Below are 24,743 nucleotides of genomic sequence, written 5' to 3'. Positions count from 1 at the left end.
TTTAATGGTTTAAAATTTTATTGATTTATTATTTATAATTAGTCTAAATATATTTTGGATAAAATGATATTGGCACATACATTTGCCTTGTTATTTATTTAGACTAATTTAAAATAATAAAATGAAACCAATATTATTCCTATGCAGTCTCATGATATGCACGGCCATACATGCGCAATACGGTAGTCTTAACGGAAAGGTTACCGATTTCAACAACAAACCCCTTTCCAATGTCAACATAGCCATTTCGCATACCAGTCTGGGTACGACCACGAATGAAACTGGTGATTATGTCATCAGCAATTTGGCTCCGGGCACCTATACCCTAACCTTTTCAATGGTAGGCTTTGCTACCCAACAGGTATCCGTTTATGTTAAGGGTGGAGAATCCACAAGCATTGCTACCATTATACTATCAGAAGCACAGGAACAGCTTAACGAAGTGGTGGTTCAAGGTGAAATGGTGAACAAATATACCCGCCCAGCCAGTGTCTACGTTTCCAAAATGCCGCTAAAGGATATTGAAAACCCACAGGTCTACAATTCCATCACCTCCGAGCTGCTCCAAGATCAAGTGGTAACAAATTTTGACGATGCACTAAAAAACGCTCCGGGCATTGATAAGCTTTGGGAATCCACAGGTAGGGGCAATGATGGTGCCGGTTACTTTTCACTGCGTGGTTTTCCCGTGCAACCGACCATGATCAACGGCTTGCCCGGATTGACCAACGGGAGTCCAGATCCTGCCAATATCGAATCCATTGAAGTCATCAAAGGCCCATCTGGCACCTTGTATGGTAGCAGCTTGATTTCTTATGGGGGATTGATCAACATCAACACCAAAAAACCATTCTTCGGTTTTGGTGGGAACATCTCCTACACTTCCGGTAGTTACGGCTTGAACCGGGTAAGTGCCGATGTGAACACCACTTTGGGCACGCAAAACAATATTGCCCTTCGTGTGAACACTTCATACCACACACAGAACAGCTACCAAGATGCAGGATTCAGAAAATCGTTCTTCTTTGCACCCTCCTTGGCGTTTCAGGCGAATGACAGACTTTCGTTCAACATCAACACAGAAATCTATAACGGTAGGAGCACCAATCAAACCATGTTGTTCGTGGACCGTGGTTCACCCCTACGCGTGACCAATTTGGATGAATTGGGCTACGACTTTAAACGCTCGTACACCAGCAACGATCTATACATCGATACCCCAACCTACAGTTTTCAAGGTCAGATGAACTACATCTTGAGCGATTCTTGGACCTCCCAGACCGTTTTTTCCAGATCTAATGCCAAGTCCGATGGTTACTATTCCTATTTGTACGAAGTCACCTCAACGGTGGAATCCCTTTCAGGTGGCGCCATTAACGATGGCATTATTTTGGGGCGCTACACCAGCAACCAAAATTCCGAAACCTTGGGAACCGACATACAACAAAACTTTATCGGGGATTTTATGATCGGAAACATGCGGAACCGTCTGGTCGTCGGTTTGGATTATCTGAAAACCCGAACGATCAATAACAGCACGGGCTATGGGAACCAAGGCTTTATTTATGTGGGATCCAATCCGGATGAGTTCCAAGCGGTGGCCCCTGCCCTGCACGAATATTTCGGAACGCCCATGGGAACAGGCCCTTACGACTCTGGGGTATTGACACAGGCTGGTGCCGATGCAGGAATCGCCACATTGGCCAACCCAGGTGCCCAATTCAGCGAAGCGGAGCAGGAAATTTTCAGCGCCTACGCTTCCAATGTCCTCAATCTATTGCCAGAACTGTCTGCCATGGCGAGTTTGCGCGTGGATCGTTTCTCCAATGACGGATACAACCAGACGGCTTTTTCTCCCAAATTCGGATTGGTGTACCAACCCATTTTGAACAAAGTAGCCTTGTTCGCCAATTATATGAACGGATTCAGCAACGTGGCTCCGGTAACAGAACTGACCAACGGAAACCCTTCGGTACGGGCATTGAACCCGGAACAAGCCAACCAGTTTGAGGTCGGAACCAAATTGAACTTGTTCAACGATAGACTTTCTGCCACGTTGAGCTACTACGACATTACCGTAAGCGACATGGCACAGCGCATCGATACCGATGCCAACAACTATTTCTTCACCCAAGATGGCAAACAGACCAGCAAAGGTTTTGAAGCGAGCATTATTGTATCCCCGGTTGACGGGTTGAACATTGTTGCGGGATACAGCTATAACGACAGTCAATTGGTGGCAGGAGATGCCAGCTTTACCGGTTTTAGACCCGAGAGTGCCGGCCCCATGAATTTGGCCAATGTATGGGCAAGCTATCTATTTACCGAAGGTGCCCTGGAAAACTTTGGACTTGGATTTGGAGGAAACCATGCCAGCGAGAACAAAATCTTCAACAGGACCAACGGTACGTTCACCATTGACGCGTATACGATTTTGAATGCATCTGCCTTTTACGATGCCGGGAACTTTAGAATCACCCTAAAGTTGGACAACATTGCGAACCAAGATTATTACAAAGGCTGGTCCACCATCAGCCCACAAAACTTGAGAAGTCTGTCAGCCAATCTTACTTATAATTTCTAAGAACAACGAAATGAAACAACTAAATGCAACCTTATTGTTCATTGTCCTGCTCTGGATTTCCAAATACATTGTGGAGACCACGACCAAGGAAGAAATTCCTGGTTCTGATAATGGTGTAGACTACAAGTTTATTTGGCACTGTGCCACACAATGTGTTATCAGATAAGTCATGGTCACGCTGATTGTAGCACTCACTTTTATGGCCTTTTACCTGTTGTACGGCACATCAAAAAAAATGGCCGCAGTAGGTGATTTGGGCTTGGAAAAATGGTCAGCTGAAAATCAAAAAGTTTCTCAATGGGTCAGTTTGGTCCTGATGATCTTATCATTGGGGCTGAGCTGCCACTATTGGGGGCTAGGTTCGGGTACGTTTACCTTTTTCATTCTTTTGATGACAGTGGCCAGTTTAACCCTACTATTGGCACCCTTGCGATTGCTGAACCGTCGTTTTTTGGGACTCCTTTTTTCAGTTGCCCTATTTTTTGAAACCTTCTTGTTCTAACTATGCCGGCAAATAATAAATATTTGACCCCGTCGCCCTCGCAACGATTTGCCAAAATAACAGCTGCCATTTTGGGCGGACTTATGGTGTCCATCCTTTTCCATATGGCCTTGGCCAGTTGGTTCAATCCTGTTACGGTGATCATTACCAGTACCTTTTCTGCCTTCATCCTTTGGGCCATTTTAATGGTGGTTGCCTTTTTGGGCAAAAATGGTTGGAAAGTGTGGGGCATGTACCTTTTGGCCAGTCTGGCATTCTTTATCCTATTCTATTTCGGAAATCAAACCAACCCAATTGTTTAAACCCATGGGAAACCGCATTTACAATATTTTGTTCCATACCCATACCGTAAGTGGCATTGTGATCAGCGTAGCACTCTACGTTATATTTTTTACCGGTTCCTTCTCCTTTTTCAGGGATGAAATTGCCAATTGGCAACGTGGACATGCCGTAAGCCAGGAAGATGCATTGCCGGGAAGTGTGGACGAACATCTGACCAACCTTTCCCAAGATTACAATTTGTATGGTAGGGACGTGGAGTTACGACATTATTATAACGAAAGAAGTATTTCTGTCAACTTAGGGGCATCCAAAGATGCATTGGCATCGGAAGTGGACAAAGTACCCGTATTCTTCTATCTCGACCCCAAAACCCAGACCAAAACCAAGGATTATGCAAGCCATTATCATTTGGGGGAATTTCTGTACCGCCTACACTTTTTAGATCAAATCCCCTACCCTTACGGCCGTACCTTGGCCGGATTGGTGGCCTTCTTTTTCCTTTTTGCCATCATCACCGGAATTTTGGTGCATTGGAACAAGATCATTTCCAACTTTTATACTTTTCGTCCTTGGGCCAAAATCAAAACCCTATGGACAGACGCCCATACCGCTCTCGGGGTGATAGGATTCCCGTTCCAGTTCGTATATGCCGTTACGGGGGCCTTCTTTTTATTGAAAGGCATTTTGGTTTTTCCGATGGTGATGGGTCTGTATGATGGCGACCAAAACCAATTGTTTGAAGATTTGGAGTACAACCATCCTGTTTACGAATTCCAGAACCAAAAATTGGACAAGGCCATCCATTTGGATGCATTTGTCCAGCAGATAAAAGCGGACTGGGGCGATTTTCGGGTTACCGAGACCCATATTTTCAACTATGGGGACCAAAATATGCATGCTGCCATTAGTGGATACCTCGGTTACGAAACCAAGTTGAACGGTTTGGGGTACCGCGTTTACAAAGTTGCCGACGGTACCATCGCGCAGGAAAAAACACCTATTGGCCCAACTTCGTATTTGGATGGTGTAAAAAATATGATGTTCCACCTTCACTTTGGCGATTATGCAGGTTATGGACTCAAAGTGATTTCATTTATCCTCGGATTGGTTTCTTGCTTTGTGATTTTATCTGGAATTATGATTTGGCTGGTGGCCCGCGACAAAAAGAATATTCCCGAAAAACGGCGTAGGTTCAACCAACAAGTGGCCAATTGGTACATGGCCATCTGCCTTACCCTACTACCCGTTACCGCTCTGGAATTTATCCTGGTACAGTTCGCTCCAGAAGTGAATAGGGGTTTCCTCTACCAAACGTATTTCCCGATTTGGTTGTTGGCCGCAGCGTTCTTCATCTGGAAAAAGGATATCGCTTTTACCAATAAATGGACATTGATTTCTGGTGGTATTTTGGGATTGATGGTTCCGATCGCGAATGGAATGACATCGGGCAATTGGATGTGGGTGGCCTTTCAAAAGGGGTATCAACACCTCCTTTTGGTGGATTTGCTTTGGTTGCTTTTGGGTAGTGTGTCACTCTGGATTGCTTACTACAAACTGAGAATTAAACGGTCCGAACTGGTCCCAACCAAAGGTTGATCATTTCCAAAACCCCTTGTGGTTCACAGCAGCGGCCTCTTGGAGTACTTCAATACATATATCGGCATCGAGGTCGTCCAATGTAAAATACCGCAAGGATTTCATCACCTTTCGGCCTTCGGTTACCATTTTATCTTGATGTACCGTTAAATGGGCGGAGCTCCAAAACCCAACATCCACATACCCTTTTTTACGGGAAACATTGAAATAACAAAAGGGTTTTCCGTTCAAATAATAAAACGGCAATCTGTATTTATATTTCAAATCGATATCGGGAACGGTCGTCTCGACCAAAACTTGCAGCTCCAACAATATGCTTTTGAAGGGTTCCGCTTGATCTAGGATGTAGGCTTCGGCAGGGTTCATGACTTAAATTAAATCAATGTTCCAATATTTTGAAAATTAATTATTCCATTTGAAAATTTATTTTAACTTTGAATTTCAAAGTACTTTAAAATGGATTCGAAGAAATATTTGGACGACATCTCCCAAATCAAAGATTTGATGAATCGATCCTCCCGATTTATCTCTTTAAGCGGCCTATCCGGAATACTTGCCGGTGTGTACGCCATTACGGGCGCTTTGGTGGCCTACTTCTTTTTATTGCCACAAGATGATAGTTATGTCGTAATTCATGGCTGGAATTTCAAATTGATTGTCGGCATACTGATCACCGTGGCGGTATTAAGCTTCGTTTCAGCCTATTTATTGACCACGCGAAAGGCGAAAAAGAACAACGAAAAAATTTGGGACGATACTACCAAAAGATTGCTCCTCAATTTTTTTGTCCCTCTGGTTACTGGGGGCATTTATATCCTCATCAAGCTAAACAGCCAACATTATGGTCTAACCGCCTCGTTAATGCTTATTTTTTATGGTCTGGCCTTGGTGAACGCATCTAAATATACCATTGGCACGGTACAATATCTTGGCTATACCCAAATTGTGCTTGGTTTGATTTGTGCTGCCATGCCTGGATATGGTTTTTGGTTTTGGGTCGTAGGTTTCGGAATTTTGCACATCGTTTACGGAAGCATCATGCATTTTAGGGAGGAAAAGGCATAACGTGGGACTAATTGACAACATAAACAAGCTTTTTGACCATCGCATTCGTCTGGGCATCATGTCCATACTTATGGTGAACGATGATGTGGACTTCAATAGGCTCAAGGAGCTTTTGGATGTAACCGATGGAAATTTGGCCAGCCACACAAAAACTTTGGAAAAAGCTGATTACATAAAAATTGAAAAATCATTCATAGGAAAAAAACCAAATACAAAATACATGATTACCCGATTGGGCAAAGAAGCTTTTAAAAAACATATTGATGCCTTGGAGCATCTTATCAGAAACCAAGAATAATTTTTTTATCAATTCACTTTGTATTTCAAAGTACTTTAATTTTATAAATATGACACCACAAAAACGAATTGGCAATTGGCTAAAAAACTCCATCTCAGCAAAAATGATAACCGTAGGATTTCTGATCCTTATCTTATTGATTCCACTAGGTTTTGTTGATGACCTAATACGGGAACGAGGACAAAGACAGCGGGAAGTTATTTCCGAAATCAATACCAAATGGGGAGAAGAGGTAATTATAAATGGCCCTATCCTAAAGGTACCCTACCATCAGTACGTAGAAGAAAAGATATATGATGAAAAGACCAAAACCTATCTTAAAACCAAAAATGCAGTTAGGCACGAGGCCTTTTTCTTTCCAAATGAACTCAAGATCAATTCCAATGTTACAACACAACCTTTGGAACGTGGTATTTACAAATCCGTTGTTTATACTTCAAATTCCAACCTAAAAGGAACTTTCTCCGATCTCAACTTTTCGGAAAAGGAGATTGATGCAGAGGATATACTTTGGGACAAGGCGACGATTTTGTATAAGGTGAGCAATTTAAAAGGCATACGTAATACCGTTGCCATCAACTTTAACAATCACAGCTATAACTTGAAACCAAAGTTTGACAACGCATATATGAATACGCTTGAATCCAATTTTATAATCAACTTGGAAGAAATTCAAAACAACAGTTTGGATTTCGAATCAAACATTACCATAAACGGCAGTAATCGTTTACAATACATCCCTGTTGGCAAGGAAACTATTGTGGCAATGCAATCCAATTGGCACTCCCCTAGCTTTAATGGAAATTTTTTACCTAACACAAAAGGAAAGAAGATTTCAAAAAACGGATTTGAAGCCGAATGGAAGGTTTTGGAAACCAACAGAAGGTTTGGACAATCCTTTTTTGACAATCTTCCGGATTTAACCGATTTTGCCTTTGGGACCGAATTTTTGGTGCCTGTGGATGATTACCAAAAGACCTCACGTACAAGTAAGTACGGATTTATGATAATTGGACTAACGTTGTTGGTTTTTCTGTTGATTCAGATCAGTAGTAAAATTCCCATTCATCCTTTTCAATACTTGATGATTGGTCTGGCATTGGTCTTGTTTTATACACTTTTGATTTCTATTTCCGAACACAAAAACTATCTTTTTGCTTACGTTGTTTCCGGAATTGCAATTGTTTCTTTGATAACAGTTTATTCCCGGTCAATTCTGAAAAACACAAAATTTACACTATTGATCTTGGGCTCCATGTTGGGACTATACTCTTTTATTTTTGTAATTATACAGTTAGAAGATTATGCACTTTTAGTAGGTAGCATTGGGCTTTTTACAATCTTGGCCACCATAATGTTTACCTCAAGAAAAATTGATTGGTCAGGCCAACTGGACAATTGATAAAAATTGAACTGCTCTGGAGTTTCCAGAGCAGTTCAATTTTATCTACGTTTAAACATCATTTTCACCAATTTCATCAAAATCAGGGCAACAACACCCACAACCAATCCTAAAATAAAGTCTTTGAGCAAAGTGGGGAGCCCAGGAAATAAATGATGAAAGAATTCGATATTGTGGTTAAATATGCCCCCCGAGACCAATAAGAGTGCCAGGGTACCCACCACGGAAAGTGTTTTGATAATAATGGGGAGCGCCTGTACCAACGCCTTACCCACCTTATCGGAAAAACTATCGTCCTCCCCATTGAGGTTAATCAGTCGATACCCGTAATCGTCCATTCGAACGATCAAGGCCACAATGCCATATACCCCTACGGTTGCCAAAAGTGCCACCACGGAAACGGTCACAATCTGAATGGTCAGGGTTTCGTTGACCACCGTGCTCAATGCGATGATTACAATCTCAATGGAGAGTATAAAATCAGTGACTATGGCCTGTTTGATTTTCTTTTTTTCCAATTCTGGCAAATCCTCCTCAGGAATATCGATGGGATCTTTGGGACTCCCCTCCTCCTTTCGATGGAAAAAAAACTCGTACACCTTTTCCGCTCCTTCGTATGCCAAATAAACACCCCCTAAAATGAGTATTACGGTAATGGCAACCGGCAAGTAGGCACTCAACAAAAAGGCAATGGGCAGAATGATCAATTTGTTCAAAAAAGAGCCCTTGGTAATGGCCCAGAGTACCGGAATTTCCCTACTGGATAAAAACCCTGTGGCCTTTTCGGCATTCACGGCCAGGTCATCACCCAATATACCCGCCGTTTTTTTGGTAGCGATTTTGCTCATGGAAGCTACATCATCCATGAGTGCGGAAATATCATCCAATACCGCAAAAAATCCAGAAGACATACTATAGTTTTACGATTCGTGTTCAGTAAATGGTCGATGGCAAAATAACGCATTACTCTTTAAATTGCATAGCGAATCCAAATAAAGCAGACCTCTTCCTACCTATACGCCTTGTAATGATAGTAGTGTGGCGACCCATATGATCACCGAGGAAAAGAAAATTCCAACGGTATTGGCCGCAAATGCCCTGCGTTTTTTCATTTTGAACAGATAGGCTGCAATACTTCCTGCATAAACCCCTGTTCCCGGTAACGGAATCATTACAAAAAGAACGATTCCCAAAAAACCAAAACGCTGGATTTTATCGCCCGAACCCTTTTTGGCCCTTTGACCCACAAATACAGCTGACTTTTTGTAGAAACGCCATTTGAGCAAATACCGATTGATATGCTCCAAGAAGAGCATCATAATAGGAAAGACCAGAACATTGGCCAAAAAGCACGCAACAAAGACCCAATACTCATTCAATCCTTGGTACATGCCATAGGGAATGCCCACTTTGGCCTCCCCAAACGGGGATAAGCTCCAAAGAATCGCTATGATAAAATCTTCGTGCAAAATGCAATTTTTTTAAGCTGCCAAACCTAGTAAGTAATTTATGCACAAACACCATTCTGTTCCTTAAATATTTATTAATTGTGATTTGTCCCATCCATTCTGCAACCTTTGGGTTAAGCAAATCATCACAAGGTTAATTGATTGTAAAATGGATGGGGCGGCGTTGAAATACACCCAATTGTTTCCTAGCTTTGGAAAAACCGCCCATATGAAAATCCAATTCCATTTTATCGCTTTGTTTTCTACCGTGCTTTGTTTGGCACAAGAACATTCACACCAAAGTTCCAGAGCTCTAGAATTTCCCGATGTACCGGGATTCGTAACCTTGAAGACCGATTTGCACCAACACACCGTTTTTTCCGATGGGAATGTTTGGCCCACCATTCGCGTTATGGAAGCCCTTCGGGACAATTTGGATGTGATTTCGCTTACCGAACATATTGAGTACCAACCCCACAAGGCGGATATCCCACATCCTGACCGCAATAGGTCCTACGAACTCGCCCTACAGGAAGCCAAGGACCACGACCTGATGATCGTGCATGGCTCCGAAATTACCCGAGAAGCCCCGATGGGGCACAACAATGCCATTTTTATTACGGATGCCAATAAACTTTTGCACGATAAAGCAGCAGATGCGTTTGCCGAAGCCAAAATCCAGGGGGCCTTTGTGTTTTGGAACCACCCAGCTTGGTATGCCCAATCGCCACAAGGCAACCCAATCTTGAGTGATTTTCAAAAAGAACGTATAAAAAATGGGGAATTGCATGGCATTGAGGTCATCAATACTGGGGACTATGCCGAGGAATCGTTGGCCCTAGCCTTGGAGCACAACCTGACCATAATGGGTACCAGTGACATTCATGGACTTATCGATTGGGACTATGTGGAAAAAGGCCATACAAGACCAATAACGTTGGTATTTGCCAAGGAAAGAACTCCGGAGGCACTCCGAGAGGCCCTGTTGGCCGGACGGACGGTAGCCGTTTTCAATTCCCTTTTGGTGGGCAAGGAAGAAAACTTGATTCCCTTGCTCAAAGCCTCCGTAGTGGTGGAAAATGCAAAATACATCGGTAGCACCTCCATTTTGAAAGTTACTTTAAAGAACATAACCAGCAGTGACTTTATCTTTGAAAACCGTATGCCGTACACATTCTATTCCAGTTCACCCGTTTTTACAATTCCTGCGGGAGGAAGCAAAACATTGAACATTAAAACATTGGAAAAGAAAACCTCCATCCTATTGAAGTTAAAAGCGTTGGGCGCTTACACGGCACCGAAGGTACAACCGGAAATCAGTTGGGATATTACCGTAGAGGATTGATCTAGCCTACGGGATTAAAGCTTGATCCATTGATTTCAATATCGAAATCGGGCAAGATTTTTTGGATAATGTCCATGGGCGTTTTTTCGGAAATCCAGACCCATTTTTTCTGAAGGTCCACATCAAAATGAAAGCTGGAAAAATCCCCTAGGCTGTCGCCATCAATTTTTTTGAGCAAAAACTTCGTGATTTTTGGCCTGAGGCTGTATTCCATATCGATACAGGCTCTTTTTGTAGATGGATTTTCATCCCCGGAAATCAACCAATTAAAATGCACTTTATTGAACTAGGACGAACAATATACTAAAAAACGATCTTCGTCCAACCTATTTTATCTTTCAATCGTTGAATGTTTCAATCCTTCCCATCAACGTAATCCTGTAGATAGGCATAACGTGTTGTCAACAGACCATTTTGGGTCATTCGGGCGCGTTCCAAAATTCCATCCTCATCGTTATTGAAAAAAGCAGGGATTACATACTTGGAAAACGCCTCGCCGAAACCGTTGCTGGCATCCCGTGGCAATTCGCAGGGCAAATTGTCCACCGCCATTACAGCGATAGCGTTCGACTCTTTAAAATCGGTTTCAGATTCGGTTTGGGGATCATACCCATAAATGGGATCGGCAATGGTGGAAGGTCTAATGGTCGAAGCCACCGGACCATCGATATCGCAGCTCACATCGGCAACCACCTTGATCTTGAAATCGGGTTGTTTGGCATCTTCCCTGGTGTATAGATAGGGTGCACCATCCCCATAAAAATGGCCCGCAATATAGAGATCGGTCACCCGCGCAAAACGGAAAAAATTGGACCGGTACTCTTGGGGATTCTTGAAAAAATCTTCTTTGCTGCCTCGCACCCCATCTTTTCGTTTGTTGTATTCGGAGGCATCGATTTGGCAATAGACAGGCTCGTTAAAGGTCTTCTTCAAATAATCGTCGACCCCTACCCGTTTCATGCCCATGCCATCGAGCATTTCTTTGGCGCCCATACCGACCCGTCCCCTACCCGTCAATAAAATTTTAATGTTGGGCAATTGCAATTTTCGGAGTTCGGCAATCAGTGCTTGTTGGTCCTTCAAGGTTTCCGCCTTCGGCATTTGGTACAGGTCAAACTTTAAGCCGTACGCCCTAAACCCATTGTAAGCGCCAACTATACCCGCGTAACGGCCAAAAGCGACCAAACGTTGTCCTTTTTGGTTGGTGATCACCTCATGATCGTACAGTTCGATGTTCTTTTCCAAAATGGCACGGAGCAGCTCCCGATTGTAGGGCTGTTTTTTAATGGTATGGGAAAAAAAGAAATACTTTTTGTTGGGAATCAAAGCTTCGATAGGTACCTCCTTAACACCTAGAAGCACTTCACAATCCTCCATGGAATCGACCACCGGCAGTCCTACATTGTGGTATTCGGTATCGGTAAAGACCCTTATCGGGGAAGACTCCACGTAAATTTCAGCTTTAGGAAATTTTGAAAGGACATTTTGACAGGCTTGTGGAGACAGCACTACCCTGCGATCGGGGGGATTCTTGCGTTCGCGTATGATTCCGAATTTCATAAATGGTTTTGGTATAATTGTTGACCAAAATAAGAGGTTTGCAAAGGGTAAACAAACTTTTTATCTTTTGATCGATATGGTTACCTTTGCCGACCGCGTTAGGGATAGAGGCAAGTACCCTGTACAGCCGATAGCCCGACCCTCGAGTATTCGAGGGAACGCCCACACTTCGACAGAGTTCATACTGAGCGTAGTCGAAGTACTTAGTGCAGGCTAAGTTCTTTGATAAAAAATGAGAATGCGTTTAGGCCCTTCGACTTCGCTCAGGGCATAATTCGTTTACGGTAGGCCCAGCTTACCTAACTCATTATGGGGCCGACCGGTTTTGACAGCGAGACCAATGGCGATGTAAGCATGCCGAGCGCTGGGATATAGCTCGTTAATCTCATGTTTCACACTTTTAATTGGCGAAAATAATTACGCTCTTGCCGCATAATCTGAATTATAGTAGGATTTGCCTCGTCCCTACAAGGTAGGGAAGCGAGATGTTCCTGAATAGCCCTTGTTGGCGGCGATTCGTAAAGGAGCACCAAAAAAGTCAACATAGCGATCGTATGGCTTCGATACGGTCGTAAAACTTTAGAAGCTAAGCGTACGATAGGCGGTTTTCGGTCGGTCGTGCGTCGACAACCAAACGAAGACTACGCATGTAGAAAGCATGGTTATTGCTTGTTTGGACGAGGGTTCGAATCCCTCCGGCTCCACCTACGCCCTCCGTAGCTTTGAGTTTAACGAAAAGCGAAGGAGGGCTTCTTTTTGTATTCAACCTCCTTTTTATTCTGAACATTTTGGGCTTCGGAGGACCCGTCCATCGTAACCCAAACGAACCTTTTTACTAATGAACTGGACGGTTTATATTCTTAAATGTAACGATGGTAAATTCTATACCGGTTTTACCAATAATCTAAATCGACGACTGAAAGAACACGAGGAGGGTAAATCTTTTTCAACTAGCTACAGATTACCATTTGAGTTGGTCACCTATATTGTGTTCTGTGATAAACAAAAAGCTTATGCTTTTGAAAAATATCTAAAATCAGGTTCTGGAATTGCGTTTAGGAACAAGAGATTGGTTTGAACTTCTTACATAAATTATTCATTATCAATACAATGGTATAAGTGTCAACTTATTGTGTGACACCTTTCTCAACTTTATGTATTTCCTTTGGAAAAACAACTCCCAAATCAATCAATATGGAAAAATTCAAAGTCATTGAGCTTGAAAACCTAGACCTCCGCTTGGAAACCTATTTTGGTTCGTTGATTCCCCAAAAAAGAGATTTTAGTGCCAGCAATGTACGGTTTAAAGGATATCGTGACCTACTTTTTAAAGTAGAGTCGTTGCTCAATGTCTGTATTTTGGCCTTGGACAATCCCAACTCTGGCAACCATAAGGATATTGTAGAACCGGATGTTTGCATTCTATCTGTTTTGGAAATGGCTGTGCAATTGATACCACATGAAGAGGCCGAATTTTTGGATGAAGTTAGAGAGCATATCGGTGAGAAAAGGGAAGCATAAACTTGCATTTTGACCTGGCATACCTTAACCATTAACGTAATGCTTTACACTGGGGTTCCCATTAAAACTGTTGGGCAAAACTTTTAGAGTACAAGAATCTGCTAACAATCTAGCATTATGCCAAGATTATGGATAGAATGCTGAGTGAGGATATGCGGTTTTGAAAGAAAATTTGTTAAGCATTCACCAAGTCACGGCAAACAGCCACAAATTATAGCAATCACTAATTGGAGTTTGAAAATTCAACAAAATGGCATAACTCATTTTTTGACATCCAACTTTTTCAGCGCTCCTTTAAATTTCTTGGTTACTACGGGTTATCATTCTTTTGTTTTGTAAACAAACGGATTAAAAAAATTAAAGACGGTATCAATTGTGATTATCAGAAGTTAGCTGCCAACTTAATTATTCCAATGATTCTCAAAAATCATGGATCCAGGCAAAATGCTCCCTTATGATTTGATCTTTGTTATGATCCAAATAATCCAAAAAAGCCACTGCCGCTGGGGAAAGTTTCTTTGATTTCAACCATATCAGGTTCCAGTTGGTAGTGATGGGCAAACCGTTTACCTGCACAATTTTCAAATCATGGTTACGGAGTGCATTTTTGATGCCGATCAAGGGCATAATGGAACAGCCCAAACCCGAAATCACGGCTTGTTTCACCGCCTCATTGGAGGTAAGCTCCATTTTCTTGACCACGGCATAATTGTTCTTTTCAATAAAACCCTCCATGGCATTTCGGGTGGCGGAGCCTGGCTCCCTGTATATCAAAGGTATTTTCTCAAACAATCTTCGTTTATTGATGGTTTTGGGCAACTCCCGGCCATAATCGCTTACATAAAACAATTTATTGGGCATGAGCTCCACCCGCTCCACTTGCAATTTGTCCGGCAATACCGAAACGAGGGCAAAATCCACTTCATTCTGCTCCAAACTGTGTACCACCATCGATTTGTTGGTCACATCCATCACCAACTCCACTCCCTCATTTTTTCGCATGAAATCGGACATAAAAAAAGGCATCACATACTTACCTGTTGATACCACGGATATCTTCAACCTCCCGGAAAGTTTCCCTTGATAGGCCAGGGTTCGATAGTTGATCTCGTGCACCTCATTCAGTATTTTTTCCGCGGCACCGGCTATTTCCTTACCAAAATCGGTGATAAAAAGCCTTCTGCCCACCACCTCGGTAAGGGGAATGGGGAACTGATCTTGAAAATTTTTCAACTGAATTGATACCGCAGGTTGGGTCAAATGAAGGGCTTCCGAAGCCTTTGTAATGCTCTGCAGTTCAGCTATTTTCAAAAATATTTGAAGTTGGTGCAATGTATAATTCATAAATTATATTAATATATAACATTATAAATATAAATAAAAATTAATGATTAATATGCCCAACCTTTGCACGCAGAAAATCTAAAAAACAAAAAAGCATGGAAACCAAAGAATTGACCCAGACCACAACAGACCAACGCACCATTGAACTGGTCAAAGGATTGTTCACCCCAACCGAAGCTTCGGACGTCATTATCTCTTTGATTGATGAAAAAATCAACTTTCACAAAATACAACGGCTAAAAATATGGGAGGGCAACCATCACAGCAAAACCAATCTGTTGGACAACCGTATTGAAGAATTGGAGCAGGAAAAGGCAACTGCACGTCGCATTGTTGATATGGCTAGGAGCCAAGGTAAAAATGTAAGGATCAGTGGCATTTTGAAGATGCATCTCGAAGACTGATTGCTGGCTACACCATTTCAAATTCGATAAATCTTAAAAACAACACAAAATGCAAATCAACAAAGACACAGTAACCAAAGGTTTAGGCATAGTTTTCACGATTGCCTTAATCGTGCTCTCTTACGTAAACGGTTCCATTTTCCTCGACCAAATCCTAATGTGCTGCTTTATACTGGCAGTGGTACTTTTTGCCCGGTTGCGTAGCGGTGTTAAAAAAGTATCCGTCGAAAAGGAACAAACCAATCATTAAATCCAAGCATGGAGACCATCACCATTCAACACAAAACCCAAAAGGCCGTCACCGGAAAAAAACCGTTGATCGCCAAAATAATCCCATCCCTGTTCTGGGCCTTGTTCCTCGGCAATCTACTGTATACGGTGCTGCTGTACCCTAACTTTCCAACAGGAAATATAGAGCACTTCATTCGTTTCAATGGTTTTTCGCAGCTACTGTGGGCCACGGTTACGTTCTTTGCTGCCATTGTAAGCTACTATGCCAGTACCTATTTCAAGCACAGAGCACAATTGTCAAGTTTTATGTGGCACTGTTTGGCCTTCACCTTCAGCGTAATGTTGTTGGTCGTTTCGGAGCACGTGGGCTTATTGATCCTTAGCTGGTTGCTGATGGGTCTCTTTATGTCGAGGCTGATCGGACTGGATTCCACCTGGGGCGAAGCCAGGCAAGCCAAAGGGTTTTCCAGAAGCTATTTTCTTGTGGGCAGTCTTTTATTGGGAATCGGGGTATGCTTGCCCGCATTTTATGTAGGCAGCTATTCCTTAAGCACCATTCTAGCAAAATTGGATGGGATTCCCAATGTAATTTTACTGGTATCCACTGTGTGCATCATTTTGGCTGCACTCATACAATCTGCCATTTTCCCCTTTCATAAATGGTTACTTTCGGCCATGACAGCACCTACACCCGCTTCAGCGCTTATGCATGCTGGATTTGTGAACGGCTCAGGTATTCTGTTGACCTTGTTCGCCACCCTCTTATTAGCCACGGATTCATTAGACATCCTTTTCATTATCGGAGGGCTCACAGCCATTGTAGCACAGTTTACAAAACTCATTCAGGTAAACGTAAAGCAACGTTTGGCCTGCTCCACCATTGCGCAAATGGGATTCATGATCATGCAGTGCGGCCTCGGCTTTTTCAATGCCGCAATCACGCACTTGATCCTTCATGGATTCTATAAGGCGTCGTTGTTCCTATCCTCCGGCGAGGAAATCCAACAATCCAATCCCAAAGCACCACCAATCATTCAAATCAAATGGTTTCAGGCCATTATCGTCGTCCTTTTCAGTTTGATCGGCGCTTACCTTTTTGCCCGATTGACCGGTAAGGGCATGCATTGGGACAGCGGTATTTTCTTGACACTCGTAGCATCGATTGCTGTGGGTCAGGCAACCTACAATATTGTAAAACAACAATTGTTGAGCGGATGGCAAAAACTCGTGCTTCCACCCGTACTCTTTCTTTCAGGAATCGGTATTTATGCCCTGTTGTATAATTGGGTCACCCTATTAATGGCAGACATAGCGGTGGCTTCGGTCCATATGCCGGTATCCACCTTGCAGATAGGGTTTGGGATTATCTTCCTGATCGGTTTCTTTTTGATGAAACTGGGGGTATACCGCAAAATTCCCTGGATCTACGTAAAACTGATGAATCTCTCCCAACCGCATAAAAACACCGTGTTAACGTACAAAAACGAAAACCAATGAACCAAAACGGCATTGAAAATCTAATAGCAAAAGCTTCCGAGCGTGTCGGAAAGACATGGCCACTTTATTCCTTCGTGACCTCCAATCCATTGAGCGGATATGAAAATGCTCCCTTTTTGGAAGCTGTTGAGCAGGCCGGTGCAGTTTTTGGCTGCCAAGTCTTCCCCAAAGCGGACGTGTACCGAATGGCACTGGAAAATGGAGAGATTGTACCCTTGGAACTTGATAAACTATTAAAGGAAAAAGGGTATACCAAGTCCTTTGAGCATTATCTGGAACTGATGGACACTCCAATTGCAAAAACGGTGAAAAACCCATACCACCAACTGGACCGATCTATGGTGAAGTGGTTGTCCAGCTTTATGGATGAAGGTTTGGCCGAATGGGAAATGCCTTTTAAGGCCGAAGGGTTCTACAAGGCTTGGCGAAAATTGGTGACATACGATGGCACGATGGGAAAAGTGAAGCTATCCACTATCCCCAAAACACATGAAGCTGCTTTGGAACAATTGGTGTCCGGATATGATGAGGGGATCATCCAGGAACTCTTTATCCAACATTTGGCAGCCCTGCCGGGATGGACCGGATACATTAACCATCGTACCCAAAACCTACCCCTTTGGCAGCAAAAATATCCGATAGACCTTGCACAATATTTGGCGGTTCGTTTGTGGAGTGCAAAGCTGCTCAAACTACCCGTACTCTGGGATGCAGCTCCAACAAACCAAGACACACAACACTTCGAATTAAAACATCTGTGGTTAAAGGCATGGGAAAAATCATGGCAAAACCGTCTGGTGCACACACTGAAACAAAATGCCCCATCCGAAGAAATCGAATTGGATGAAAAAGCACCGGATGCACAATTGGTCTTTTGCATCGATACACGGTCAGAACTTATTCGAAGGCATGTGGAAGCCAATGGGAATTACGAAACCTTTGGTTATGCAGGATTTTTTGGCATCGCCATGGATTATGAAAGCCCCAAGGATGGTCATGTACACAAAGCTTGTCCGCCCATTGTTCCTTCGAGCTATACCGTCTCGGAAAAAACCATTACGGATAAAATGGAGGCCAAAAAGGTATTCGAGCGCAAGAATAGCCTGCAGATTTTTTGGAACTACTTCCTAAAACGAATGAAAAACATGCTGCCATCCACCTTCGGTTTCGTGGAAGGTGCAGGATTTTTTTACGGAATCAACCTTTTGGGCAGAACACTGGTCCCCGACTCTTTGTACAGATGGCACAACCGAAGGAAAACGTACGAGTCCATTAGCGAGCCCGAATTACATAGTTGCAATCCTTCCGACAAGGACCTAGAAATTCCGATTGAAAGCAAGACGGCCATTGTTAAATCGGCGTTTGACCTTATGGGCTGGAAACAGTTCGCTCCCTTGGTACTCTTTGTGGGTCACGGCAGCCATTCGGCAAACAATCCCTTCGGCTCCAGTTTGGACTGTGGCGCATGCGCCGCAAGCCCAGGAAGGCACAATGCCCGTATGTTGGCACAATTGGCCAATGACAAAAATGTAAGGCAAGCTTTGAAGGAGCAATTTCAACTGGAGATTCCTGAAACCACTCTTTTTGTGGGTGCGGAGCACAATACCACCACGGATGAAATAATTCTTTTTGACGCCAATGCCCCAGAAAGCCATGAAAATGCTTTGAAAAAAATTAAAGCAAACTTGGCCAAAGCACAGGTAACGGCTACCCAAGAACGTTTGGGGACCCTCAAGAACAGTATTGGGCAAGCCCAATTCAATGCCAATTACTGGGGCGAGACAAGACCCGAGTGGGGCTTGGCCAAAAACGCAAGCTTTGTGATCGCTCCGAGAACAATGACACAAAACCACAACTTGGATGGTCGTTGCTTCCTCCACTCCTACGATTGGAAAATGGACAAAAAAGGTACTGCCCTCGAGGCCATTATGCAGGGGCCCATGGTGGTCACCCAATGGATCAACAACCATTACTACTTTTCCACGGTAGACAACGAAAAATTTGGCGGGGGCACCAAAACCACACACAACGTTACCGGTAAATTTGGGGTGGTTCAAGGAAACGGTGGTGACCTAAAAATGGGACTGCCTTGGGAGTCACTTTTTGATGGGGAAAACAACCCCTATCATAAACCATTACGGTTGTCCGTGGTGATCCAAGCGCCACTAGACCGAGTTACCTCGATACTGTTTAATAACGATGGATTAAAGTCCCTACTCGACAACGAATGGATCTATTTGATCGTGATAGATCCCGAAAAAGGCATGTCGTCATTTGTATATGACAAACGACACATTTGGCTAGAGAGGGAAGAAACGGCAACCCCTTCCAAAAAGGAGAACAGAATCATTGAGGAAGTCATGCTTTAAGTATTTTGAATTAGGTTTAAGTAGCATTGGCATGAACAATTGGCCCTTTGGATATTGCATAAATACCAAGGGGCTTTTTTAAAAATAAAATTTTTCAGAATCCACAGTTTTCCCAAGTGGGATATTTCAAACCACAATACGCGGCCAACACCAACAAAAGGCCTTCAAAATGGTACTCCGTCCCTTAAATCGTTTTGTTAACTTAGCGTGACGATTTGTAACCAATGAGTGCCCCAAACCCCATTTTAACCACTATTATTTTTGTTTTTGCCCTGCAAGCCATGGTATTGGGTGTGTTGTTGATCTTAAAAAGACCCCGAAAACAAGCCCATGTTTTCCTTTCCTTTTTGATTTTCTTTTTTGCATTGATGGCGTTCAATATTGCCTGGGTCAATGTTTTGAGCGCAAACAACTTGATGCCGGTATTTCGCTATTTTCAGATGGAACTTTTATATGGGATCGGGCCCTCCCTCTATTTTTATACCAAATGCATAACCGATAGCGAATTCCGGTTCGCTAAAAAAGATTATATCCATTTTGTTCCGGTCGTTCTCGAATTCCTGTTTTATCGAACGGCCTTCTACCGATTGGGTGCGGAGGGCATGTACCAAGATCCTGTTCATCCGTACACCAAAATCTATTTGTGGGAACAGTGGCTGGGCATACTTTCCATCACCATCTATGTGGTGGTTTCCTTGATCTTGTTATTTCGTTATCAATCTTGGTTAAAAAGTCAGTTTTCCAATATTGAGAACAAATCCCTCAACTGGATGAAACTGCCGGTGATCATTTATGCAGGGTACTGGATTGGTTGGATGGTATTGACGGAAATCGATCGCTTTGCTTTCGATCGCTCTTTACGGGACTCTTATTTTTTACCTGCTTTCGTGGGTCTGGCCATGGTCACCAACTGGATCGGATTTAAGGGGTATCTCCATTCCCAAAAGGACGTTTCCGGCTTTGTTCCGCAAAAGGCACATCTAAAAAAATCAAAATCCAATTCCGAATTGGCCCAGAGGATCACCGAACTTATGAAAAGGGAGCGGCCCTATTTAGATCCTGAGCTAGATCTTTCCGGGCTTGCCGATTTACTGGATATCAATCCGAAGCAATTGTCCCAAACCATCAACCAGGATTTCGCGATGAACTTTTACGAGTTTGTCAACAAATACCGCGTGGCGGCCTTTAAAGAAAGATTGCAACAACCCGAGAGCAGTAAACTGACCTTACTTGCGCATGCTTTTGAGTGTGGTTTCAACTCCAAATCGACCTTCAACGATGTTTTTAAAAAGATGACGGGCGTCACACCTAGTTCCTATGCCAAACAGCTGAAAGATTAGTCCGAATGGAAGCAGTCGGTCGTTCCGTATGGTGTGCTTGCCTAGTTTTGCGCCTTTAATTTCAAACTGTTTGCATGAAATTCCCTTTAGCTTTCACGACAAGTCTTTTTAGATTTCACAATGTTGCGGTATTCCTTTTTTGGTTCTGTGTTTCTGCCCAGGAAACGTTCACAAAAGATCAAATTCTATCGGACATGGCCTATCTGAAAAGCACTATGGAAGAAGCCCATTATAATTTGTATGCCTACACTCCCAAAAAAGAATTTGATCGCAATTATGAAGAGGTCAAACAGTCGGTTCGCAAGGATAGCTTCAACCTATTGGAAGCGACATCACTTTTGCAACGCATCATTTCCAAAGCGAACAATGGACACACCGAGATTGGCTTCCCCGGGCAGTCATATGGAACCTATGCCTATGCCGGTGGAACCATTTTTCCTTTAGAAATTACCTTTGAAGATGGTACAGGGTGGGTACGAAAAAATTGGTCGGGGAATGACAGCATCAAAGTTGGGTCGGAAATTCTAGCCATCAATGGGCAATCCATGGAACAGATCTTGGCCAAAATTTATCCCCAACTCTCTGCCGAACGGCCCTATTTTAAAAATGCCAAGATTGAACTGTATTCCCTTCCGCGTTTGTACTGGCAGGTTTATGGTCAAATAGATTCCTTTACCGTGGAATTGGTTTCCGAAGGAAAACCTGCTACATACACCCTTAAAGCGGTGGACGTGATCAATGGTTATGAAATGAAACGGAACGAAGTGATTGATTCCAAAATGCAACTGAAATTCATAGGCGAGTCGGCCTACCTCAGCCCAGGAGAATTTGGTGGCGATGAAGCAAAATATCAGCATTTTGTTGATTCGTGCTTTACCCAGATCAAGGCCCAGAAAAGCAAGAACTTGATCATTGATTTGCGGAACAATCCAGGTGGCAACGATTCCTTCAGCGATTATTTGGTTTCTTATTTTGCGGACAGACCCTTTACCTGGTATTCACACTTCTCACTAAAAACCAGCCAGGTCCTGAAAGAGCATACCCGAAAGCATTTTGATACCACCAAGACCTATTTCAAGGAAATTCTGGCCCATAAAAACGGGACCACCTATGAACCCGATTTGGATTACCATCAACCACAACCCAAAGCCAAACGGTTTATGGGAAAAGTGTATGTTCTGGTAAACCGTCAGTCCCATTCCCAGTCGACGGTCACGGCAGCACAAATCCAAGATTATGGTTTCGGGACCCTAGTTGGGGAAGAAACAGGGGAATTTCCCACGCTTTATGCCTCCCAGTTTCAATTTCGATTGCCCAATACGGGCATTACGGTCAATCTATCCAAAGGATACAGTATCCGTGTGAATGGAAGTGCCAAAGCGGAAGGTGTGGTGCCCGATATTTGTATCAAAGATCATTTATTGGATGAACAGGATGAAATTCTGAACGGTTTACTGGCCCAGCTTCAAAATTGATCGTGTACTATGGAATGTATCAAGCAGGCACACCTTTTTCCAATGTCAAAAATTAGTTACTTAAACCCTTGAAAATAAAAGACATAATTGAACGTTGATAGGTTTGGAAGCGTGTAAAATCCCATTTTTGGCATATTTGTTGCCCTAAATCCTTTACCAAAACCTTACCGTCATGAAAAAATCTCAACTTTTTGGCTTAGGCCTAATCGCCCTTACTCTTTTTTCCTGTGCCAGTTCCGGTTATGTCAATCTCGATTTCCCACAAGAGCCCGCCTTGGTGCTCCCTGATGAAATCCAGACCATTGCCGTGGTCAATCGTTCATTGACCGAGGAATCGGATAAATCCAACAAAACTTTGGAATCCATTGCGACAGGCGAAATAGTAGGTTCCGACAAACTGGCTTCCGACGAGGCGATCAAGGGTATTTTTGATGGGCTCCGCGATCAAGGCAGCTTGCAGGTGGTTATTCCGGAAACGACCCGATTGATGGGCACCGGAACAAGGTCCACACCTGAAGTTTTGAGCTGGGACCAAGTAACCGAAATTTGTGAAGCTTCCGAGGCCGATGTGCTTTTGGTGCTCGAAAATTTCGATTCCAACACCGATTTTGTGATCAATACAGCAGTGGAACAAGTTACCTCGGTTCTACAAACGGGCAAAATGAGCGACAGAATACCCAGAAGGGCCCGAGTGAATGTTAAAAGCTATTGGCGATTGTACGACCCTGCCGTGAAACGAATCGTGGATCAATACCAACAGACCTATTTGATGCAATTTGACCTTGCCGATGGAACAGTTCCCTTTACAGCATTGCCCGAAACGGCCTATGCATCCGGAATGGACTATGCATCCCGATTTTACCCCAGCTTTTTTAGGGTAAGGCGCGATATGTACAAAAAAGGAAGTGGCCGTGACAAAAGAATGTTCGAAGCAGGCTGGAGAGCCTCAGAAGTGGCCAATTGGAAGGAAGCCATTGAAATTTGGACCGATGTGGCCCAAAAAGGAAACAGAAAATCCGCAGGGCGTGCGGCCTACAATATTGCCGTGGCAAACGAAGTACTTGGAAATACAGATCTAGCCTTGGAATGGGCCCAAAAATCCTATCAGGATTTTGGCGATCGGATGGCCAGGGACTATGCAAAAATATTACTGAACCGAAAGCGCATGGAACGCTGACCATTACATAAAAACTGCCACAATACCTTTTATGGAATTGTGGCAGTCAATTTTATGGAACCAGTACCAAAATGTTAGAGTTCCCGAATTTTGATATCCCGGAACCAAGTTTCAAAATACCAATATTGTAATGCTATTCTACCTTCTGTAGCTTTGCCGAATTCGGGATATTTGATAAAATGGGTTTCTGAAATCTTCTTTTGCCACTCCGGAGAGCCAAAATCCTCGGTGGCCGTTAGCACCCCGTTCAGATAAAATTCCACCTTGCCGTCCACTTGTTTGATGCGCGTCTCATTCCATTGATCTTGTTGCATATCAACCTCATTGGCTTGGGGCAAAAAAACGTAAAGGCAACCCGGGCGCTTTTCGGGCACCCCATAATCCATATGGTCCGAATCCAAAATTTGATATTCCGGACCGGTTTGCCAAGCTGTGGGAATTTCTGGTTTTTCCTGAACATTCATAAAAATTCCGCTATTGCCCCGATTGGAAATTTTCCACTCCAAACTGAGTTCGTAATTTTTGTAGGCTTTATCGGTGACCAAATCTCCGGCTACCAGGGATTCATCTTTGGCATTGGAATGGATTTCGCCATCCACCACCTCCCAAACCGAATTGCCTTCCGGGACATTGTACACATGCCAGCCATTTAGGGTTTTTCCATCAAAAAGCAATTGCCATCCCTGCTCTTTTTCAATATCGAGCAGTTGATTGTGGGTTTCATTTTCGACGGCCTGTTTCTTGGTACGCCAAGTGGTTTCCTCTTGTTTTTGTTCTTGATTTTTGCAGGCAACAAGTGCCATGAGGGCTAAAATCAGGAATTTGTGTTTTGGGTACATAATGCGTTAGTTAGGTTGTACATGGATAAAATTAAAAAAATGAAATGGGTTCGTATGGGTTCCGATTCTTTTCAAAGGGATTTTTATGATTTTCGTCAATGTTATAGCTGGGTCGTTTTTATAACTTGCATAATCAAAATCCAAAACTATCATGAAAGGGAAATTTGCAGATCTGATCAACTCGGACCAATTGGTGCTCATCGATTTTTCTGCGGAATGGTGCGGTCCCTGCAAAATGCTGGCGCCCATATTAAAGCAGGTCAAGGATGAAATGGGCGACAATTTGAAAATCGTTAAAATTGATGTCGACAAAAACCAAACGCTGGCCAATACCTTCCAAGTTCGTGGTGTGCCCACGATGATGTTCTTTAAGAACGGAAAACAGTTGTGGCGCCAATCGGGTGTGCTCCAAAAAGGCGAGATCATCCAAGTGGCCCAATCGTTCATGTGATTGACTGAATATC

General features: G+C 43.2%; 25 protein-coding genes and 1 other RNA gene. 19 read left to right on the top strand and 7 right to left on the bottom strand.

Translation table 11 applies throughout. The features are described 5' to 3' along the window. Window positions 1–121: 121 nt before the first annotated feature. From EO131_RS15295 to EO131_RS15275, 5 genes are read left to right on the top strand one after another with little or no spacing between them, the layout of a single operon-like run. Window positions 122–2,584: a TonB-dependent receptor gene (locus EO131_RS15295; protein ID WP_127024187.1), complete on the top strand. Its 2,463-nt coding sequence runs from the start codon at window positions 122–124 to the stop codon at window positions 2,582–2,584. A gap of 10 nt (window positions 2,585–2,594) precedes the next feature. Further along, window positions 2,595–2,750: a hypothetical protein gene (locus EO131_RS15290; protein ID WP_206512905.1), complete on the top strand. Its 156-nt coding sequence runs from the start codon at window positions 2,595–2,597 to the stop codon at window positions 2,748–2,750. A gap of 3 nt (window positions 2,751–2,753) precedes the next feature. Then, window positions 2,754–3,086, top strand: coding sequence for a hypothetical protein (locus tag EO131_RS15285; protein ID WP_127024185.1), 333 nt, complete (start codon window positions 2,754–2,756; stop codon window positions 3,084–3,086). 2 nt (window positions 3,087–3,088) lie between these two features. Next, complete coding sequence (locus EO131_RS15280) at window positions 3,089–3,388, top strand: hypothetical protein (protein ID WP_127024182.1); 300 nt, start codon at window positions 3,089–3,091, stop codon at window positions 3,386–3,388. Between the two features lie 4 nt (window positions 3,389–3,392). After that, complete coding sequence (locus tag EO131_RS15275; protein ID WP_127024179.1) at window positions 3,393–4,964, top strand: PepSY-associated TM helix domain-containing protein; 1,572 nt, start codon at window positions 3,393–3,395, stop codon at window positions 4,962–4,964. Here EO131_RS15275 and EO131_RS15270 read toward each other — a convergent pair whose 3' ends face one another. Beyond that, on the bottom strand, window positions 4,965–5,330 hold the full coding sequence (locus EO131_RS15270) for a DUF1801 domain-containing protein (protein ID WP_127024176.1): 366 nt from the start codon (window positions 5,328–5,330) through the stop codon (window positions 4,965–4,967). Between the two features lie 90 nt (window positions 5,331–5,420). On the opposite strand from EO131_RS15270, the gene EO131_RS15265 reads away from it, so the two are divergent. From EO131_RS15265 to creD, 3 genes are read left to right on the top strand one after another with little or no spacing between them, the layout of a single operon-like run. Further along, complete coding sequence (locus tag EO131_RS15265) at window positions 5,421–6,029, top strand: hypothetical protein (protein WP_127024173.1); 609 nt, start codon at window positions 5,421–5,423, stop codon at window positions 6,027–6,029. A 1-nt stretch (window position 6,030) separates the two neighbouring features. Further along, entirely contained in the window at window positions 6,031–6,327 is a 297-nt protein-coding gene (locus EO131_RS15260; RefSeq protein ID WP_127024170.1) for a winged helix-turn-helix domain-containing protein, read from the top strand. A gap of 49 nt (window positions 6,328–6,376) precedes the next feature. Next, a complete protein-coding gene (gene creD / locus EO131_RS15255) occupies window positions 6,377–7,729 on the top strand; it encodes a cell envelope integrity protein CreD (protein ID WP_127024167.1) in 1,353 nt (450 codons plus the stop codon). Window positions 7,730–7,770: 41 nt separating this feature from the next. Here the strand turns inward: creD and EO131_RS15250 are convergent, their stop codons facing one another. Both EO131_RS15250 and EO131_RS15245 read right to left on the bottom strand, forming a co-directional pair. Then, window positions 7,771–8,640, bottom strand: a complete 870-nt coding sequence (locus EO131_RS15250; protein WP_127024164.1) for a DUF808 domain-containing protein — start codon at window positions 8,638–8,640, stop codon at window positions 7,771–7,773. Between the two features lie 102 nt (window positions 8,641–8,742). Beyond that, window positions 8,743–9,198, bottom strand: a complete 456-nt coding sequence (locus tag EO131_RS15245; RefSeq protein ID WP_127024161.1) for a COG2426 family protein — start codon at window positions 9,196–9,198, stop codon at window positions 8,743–8,745. Window positions 9,199–9,406: 208 nt separating this feature from the next. Here EO131_RS15245 and EO131_RS15240 point away from each other — a divergent pair, with 208 nt between their 5' ends. Beyond that, window positions 9,407–10,522 (top strand): Sb-PDE family phosphodiesterase, encoded by a 1,116-nt coding sequence (locus EO131_RS15240; RefSeq protein WP_127024158.1) that lies wholly within the window; start codon window positions 9,407–9,409, stop codon window positions 10,520–10,522. Between the two features lies 1 nt (window position 10,523). Here the strand turns inward: EO131_RS15240 and EO131_RS17220 are convergent, their stop codons facing one another. After that, window positions 10,524–10,736 (bottom strand): hypothetical protein, encoded by a 213-nt coding sequence (locus EO131_RS17220; RefSeq protein ID WP_164731715.1) that lies wholly within the window; start codon window positions 10,734–10,736, stop codon window positions 10,524–10,526. 140 nt (window positions 10,737–10,876) lie between these two features. Then, window positions 10,877–12,082 carry an NAD(P)-dependent oxidoreductase gene (locus tag EO131_RS15235; RefSeq protein WP_127024156.1) on the bottom strand — a complete coding sequence of 402 codons (1,206 nt, stop codon included), beginning with the start codon at window positions 12,080–12,082 and terminating at the stop codon, window positions 10,877–10,879. Between the two features lie 311 nt (window positions 12,083–12,393). On the opposite strand from EO131_RS15235, the gene ssrA reads away from it, so the two are divergent. The 3 genes from ssrA (at window position 12,394) to EO131_RS15220 (ending at window position 13,603) form a co-directional block, all read left to right on the top strand. Then, window positions 12,394–12,789, top strand: a transfer-messenger RNA (tmRNA) gene (gene ssrA, locus EO131_RS15230). 131 nt (window positions 12,790–12,920) lie between these two features. Then, entirely contained in the window at window positions 12,921–13,160 is a 240-nt protein-coding gene (locus EO131_RS15225; protein WP_127024153.1) for a GIY-YIG nuclease family protein, read from the top strand. Between the two features lie 116 nt (window positions 13,161–13,276). After that, window positions 13,277–13,603 carry a hypothetical protein gene (locus EO131_RS15220; protein ID WP_127024151.1) on the top strand — a complete coding sequence of 109 codons (327 nt, stop codon included), beginning with the start codon at window positions 13,277–13,279 and terminating at the stop codon, window positions 13,601–13,603. Between the two features lie 420 nt (window positions 13,604–14,023). Here EO131_RS15220 and EO131_RS15215 read toward each other — a convergent pair whose 3' ends face one another. After that, complete coding sequence (locus EO131_RS15215; protein WP_127024148.1) at window positions 14,024–14,947, bottom strand: LysR family transcriptional regulator; 924 nt, start codon at window positions 14,945–14,947, stop codon at window positions 14,024–14,026. 95 nt (window positions 14,948–15,042) lie between these two features. Here EO131_RS15215 and EO131_RS15210 point away from each other — a divergent pair, with 95 nt between their 5' ends. From EO131_RS15210 to EO131_RS15185, 6 genes are all read left to right on the top strand, one after another. Beyond that, the gene (locus EO131_RS15210; protein ID WP_127024146.1) at window positions 15,043–15,351 is read left to right on the top strand and encodes a hypothetical protein; all 309 of its coding nucleotides are present in this window, start codon (window positions 15,043–15,045) and stop codon (window positions 15,349–15,351) included. A gap of 258 nt (window positions 15,352–15,609) precedes the next feature. After that, entirely contained in the window at window positions 15,610–17,079 is a 1,470-nt protein-coding gene (locus EO131_RS15205) for a proton-conducting transporter transmembrane domain-containing protein (RefSeq protein ID WP_127024143.1), read from the top strand. After that, complete coding sequence (locus EO131_RS15200; RefSeq protein WP_127024140.1) at window positions 17,076–19,448, top strand: DUF2309 domain-containing protein; 2,373 nt, start codon at window positions 17,076–17,078, stop codon at window positions 19,446–19,448. The genes EO131_RS15205 and EO131_RS15200 overlap by 4 nt, the downstream gene beginning before the upstream one ends. A 224-nt stretch (window positions 19,449–19,672) precedes the next feature. Beyond that, complete coding sequence (locus tag EO131_RS15195) at window positions 19,673–20,788, top strand: helix-turn-helix domain-containing protein (protein ID WP_127024137.1); 1,116 nt, start codon at window positions 19,673–19,675, stop codon at window positions 20,786–20,788. 74 nt (window positions 20,789–20,862) lie between these two features. Continuing rightward, entirely contained in the window at window positions 20,863–22,263 is a 1,401-nt protein-coding gene (locus EO131_RS15190; RefSeq protein WP_127024134.1) for a S41 family peptidase, read from the top strand. A gap of 172 nt (window positions 22,264–22,435) precedes the next feature. Continuing rightward, window positions 22,436–23,440, top strand: coding sequence for a DUF6340 family protein (locus EO131_RS15185; protein WP_127024131.1), 1,005 nt, complete (start codon window positions 22,436–22,438; stop codon window positions 23,438–23,440). A gap of 74 nt (window positions 23,441–23,514) precedes the next feature. Here EO131_RS15185 and EO131_RS15180 read toward each other — a convergent pair whose 3' ends face one another. Further along, window positions 23,515–24,279 (bottom strand): 3-keto-disaccharide hydrolase, encoded by a 765-nt coding sequence (locus EO131_RS15180; protein WP_127024128.1) that lies wholly within the window; start codon window positions 24,277–24,279, stop codon window positions 23,515–23,517. Window positions 24,280–24,430: 151 nt separating this feature from the next. Between EO131_RS15180 and trxA the strand changes: the two genes are divergently transcribed. Further along, window positions 24,431–24,730 (top strand): thioredoxin, encoded by a 300-nt coding sequence (gene trxA, locus EO131_RS15175; protein WP_127024125.1) that lies wholly within the window; start codon window positions 24,431–24,433, stop codon window positions 24,728–24,730. The last annotated feature ends 13 nt before the right edge of the window (window positions 24,731–24,743 follow it).

This window comes from Flagellimonas beolgyonensis, assembly GCF_003992615.1.
GTDB lineage: Bacteria > Bacteroidota > Bacteroidia > Flavobacteriales > Flavobacteriaceae > Flagellimonas > Flagellimonas beolgyonensis.
This window is presented reverse-complemented; position numbering and strand designations above follow the sequence as displayed.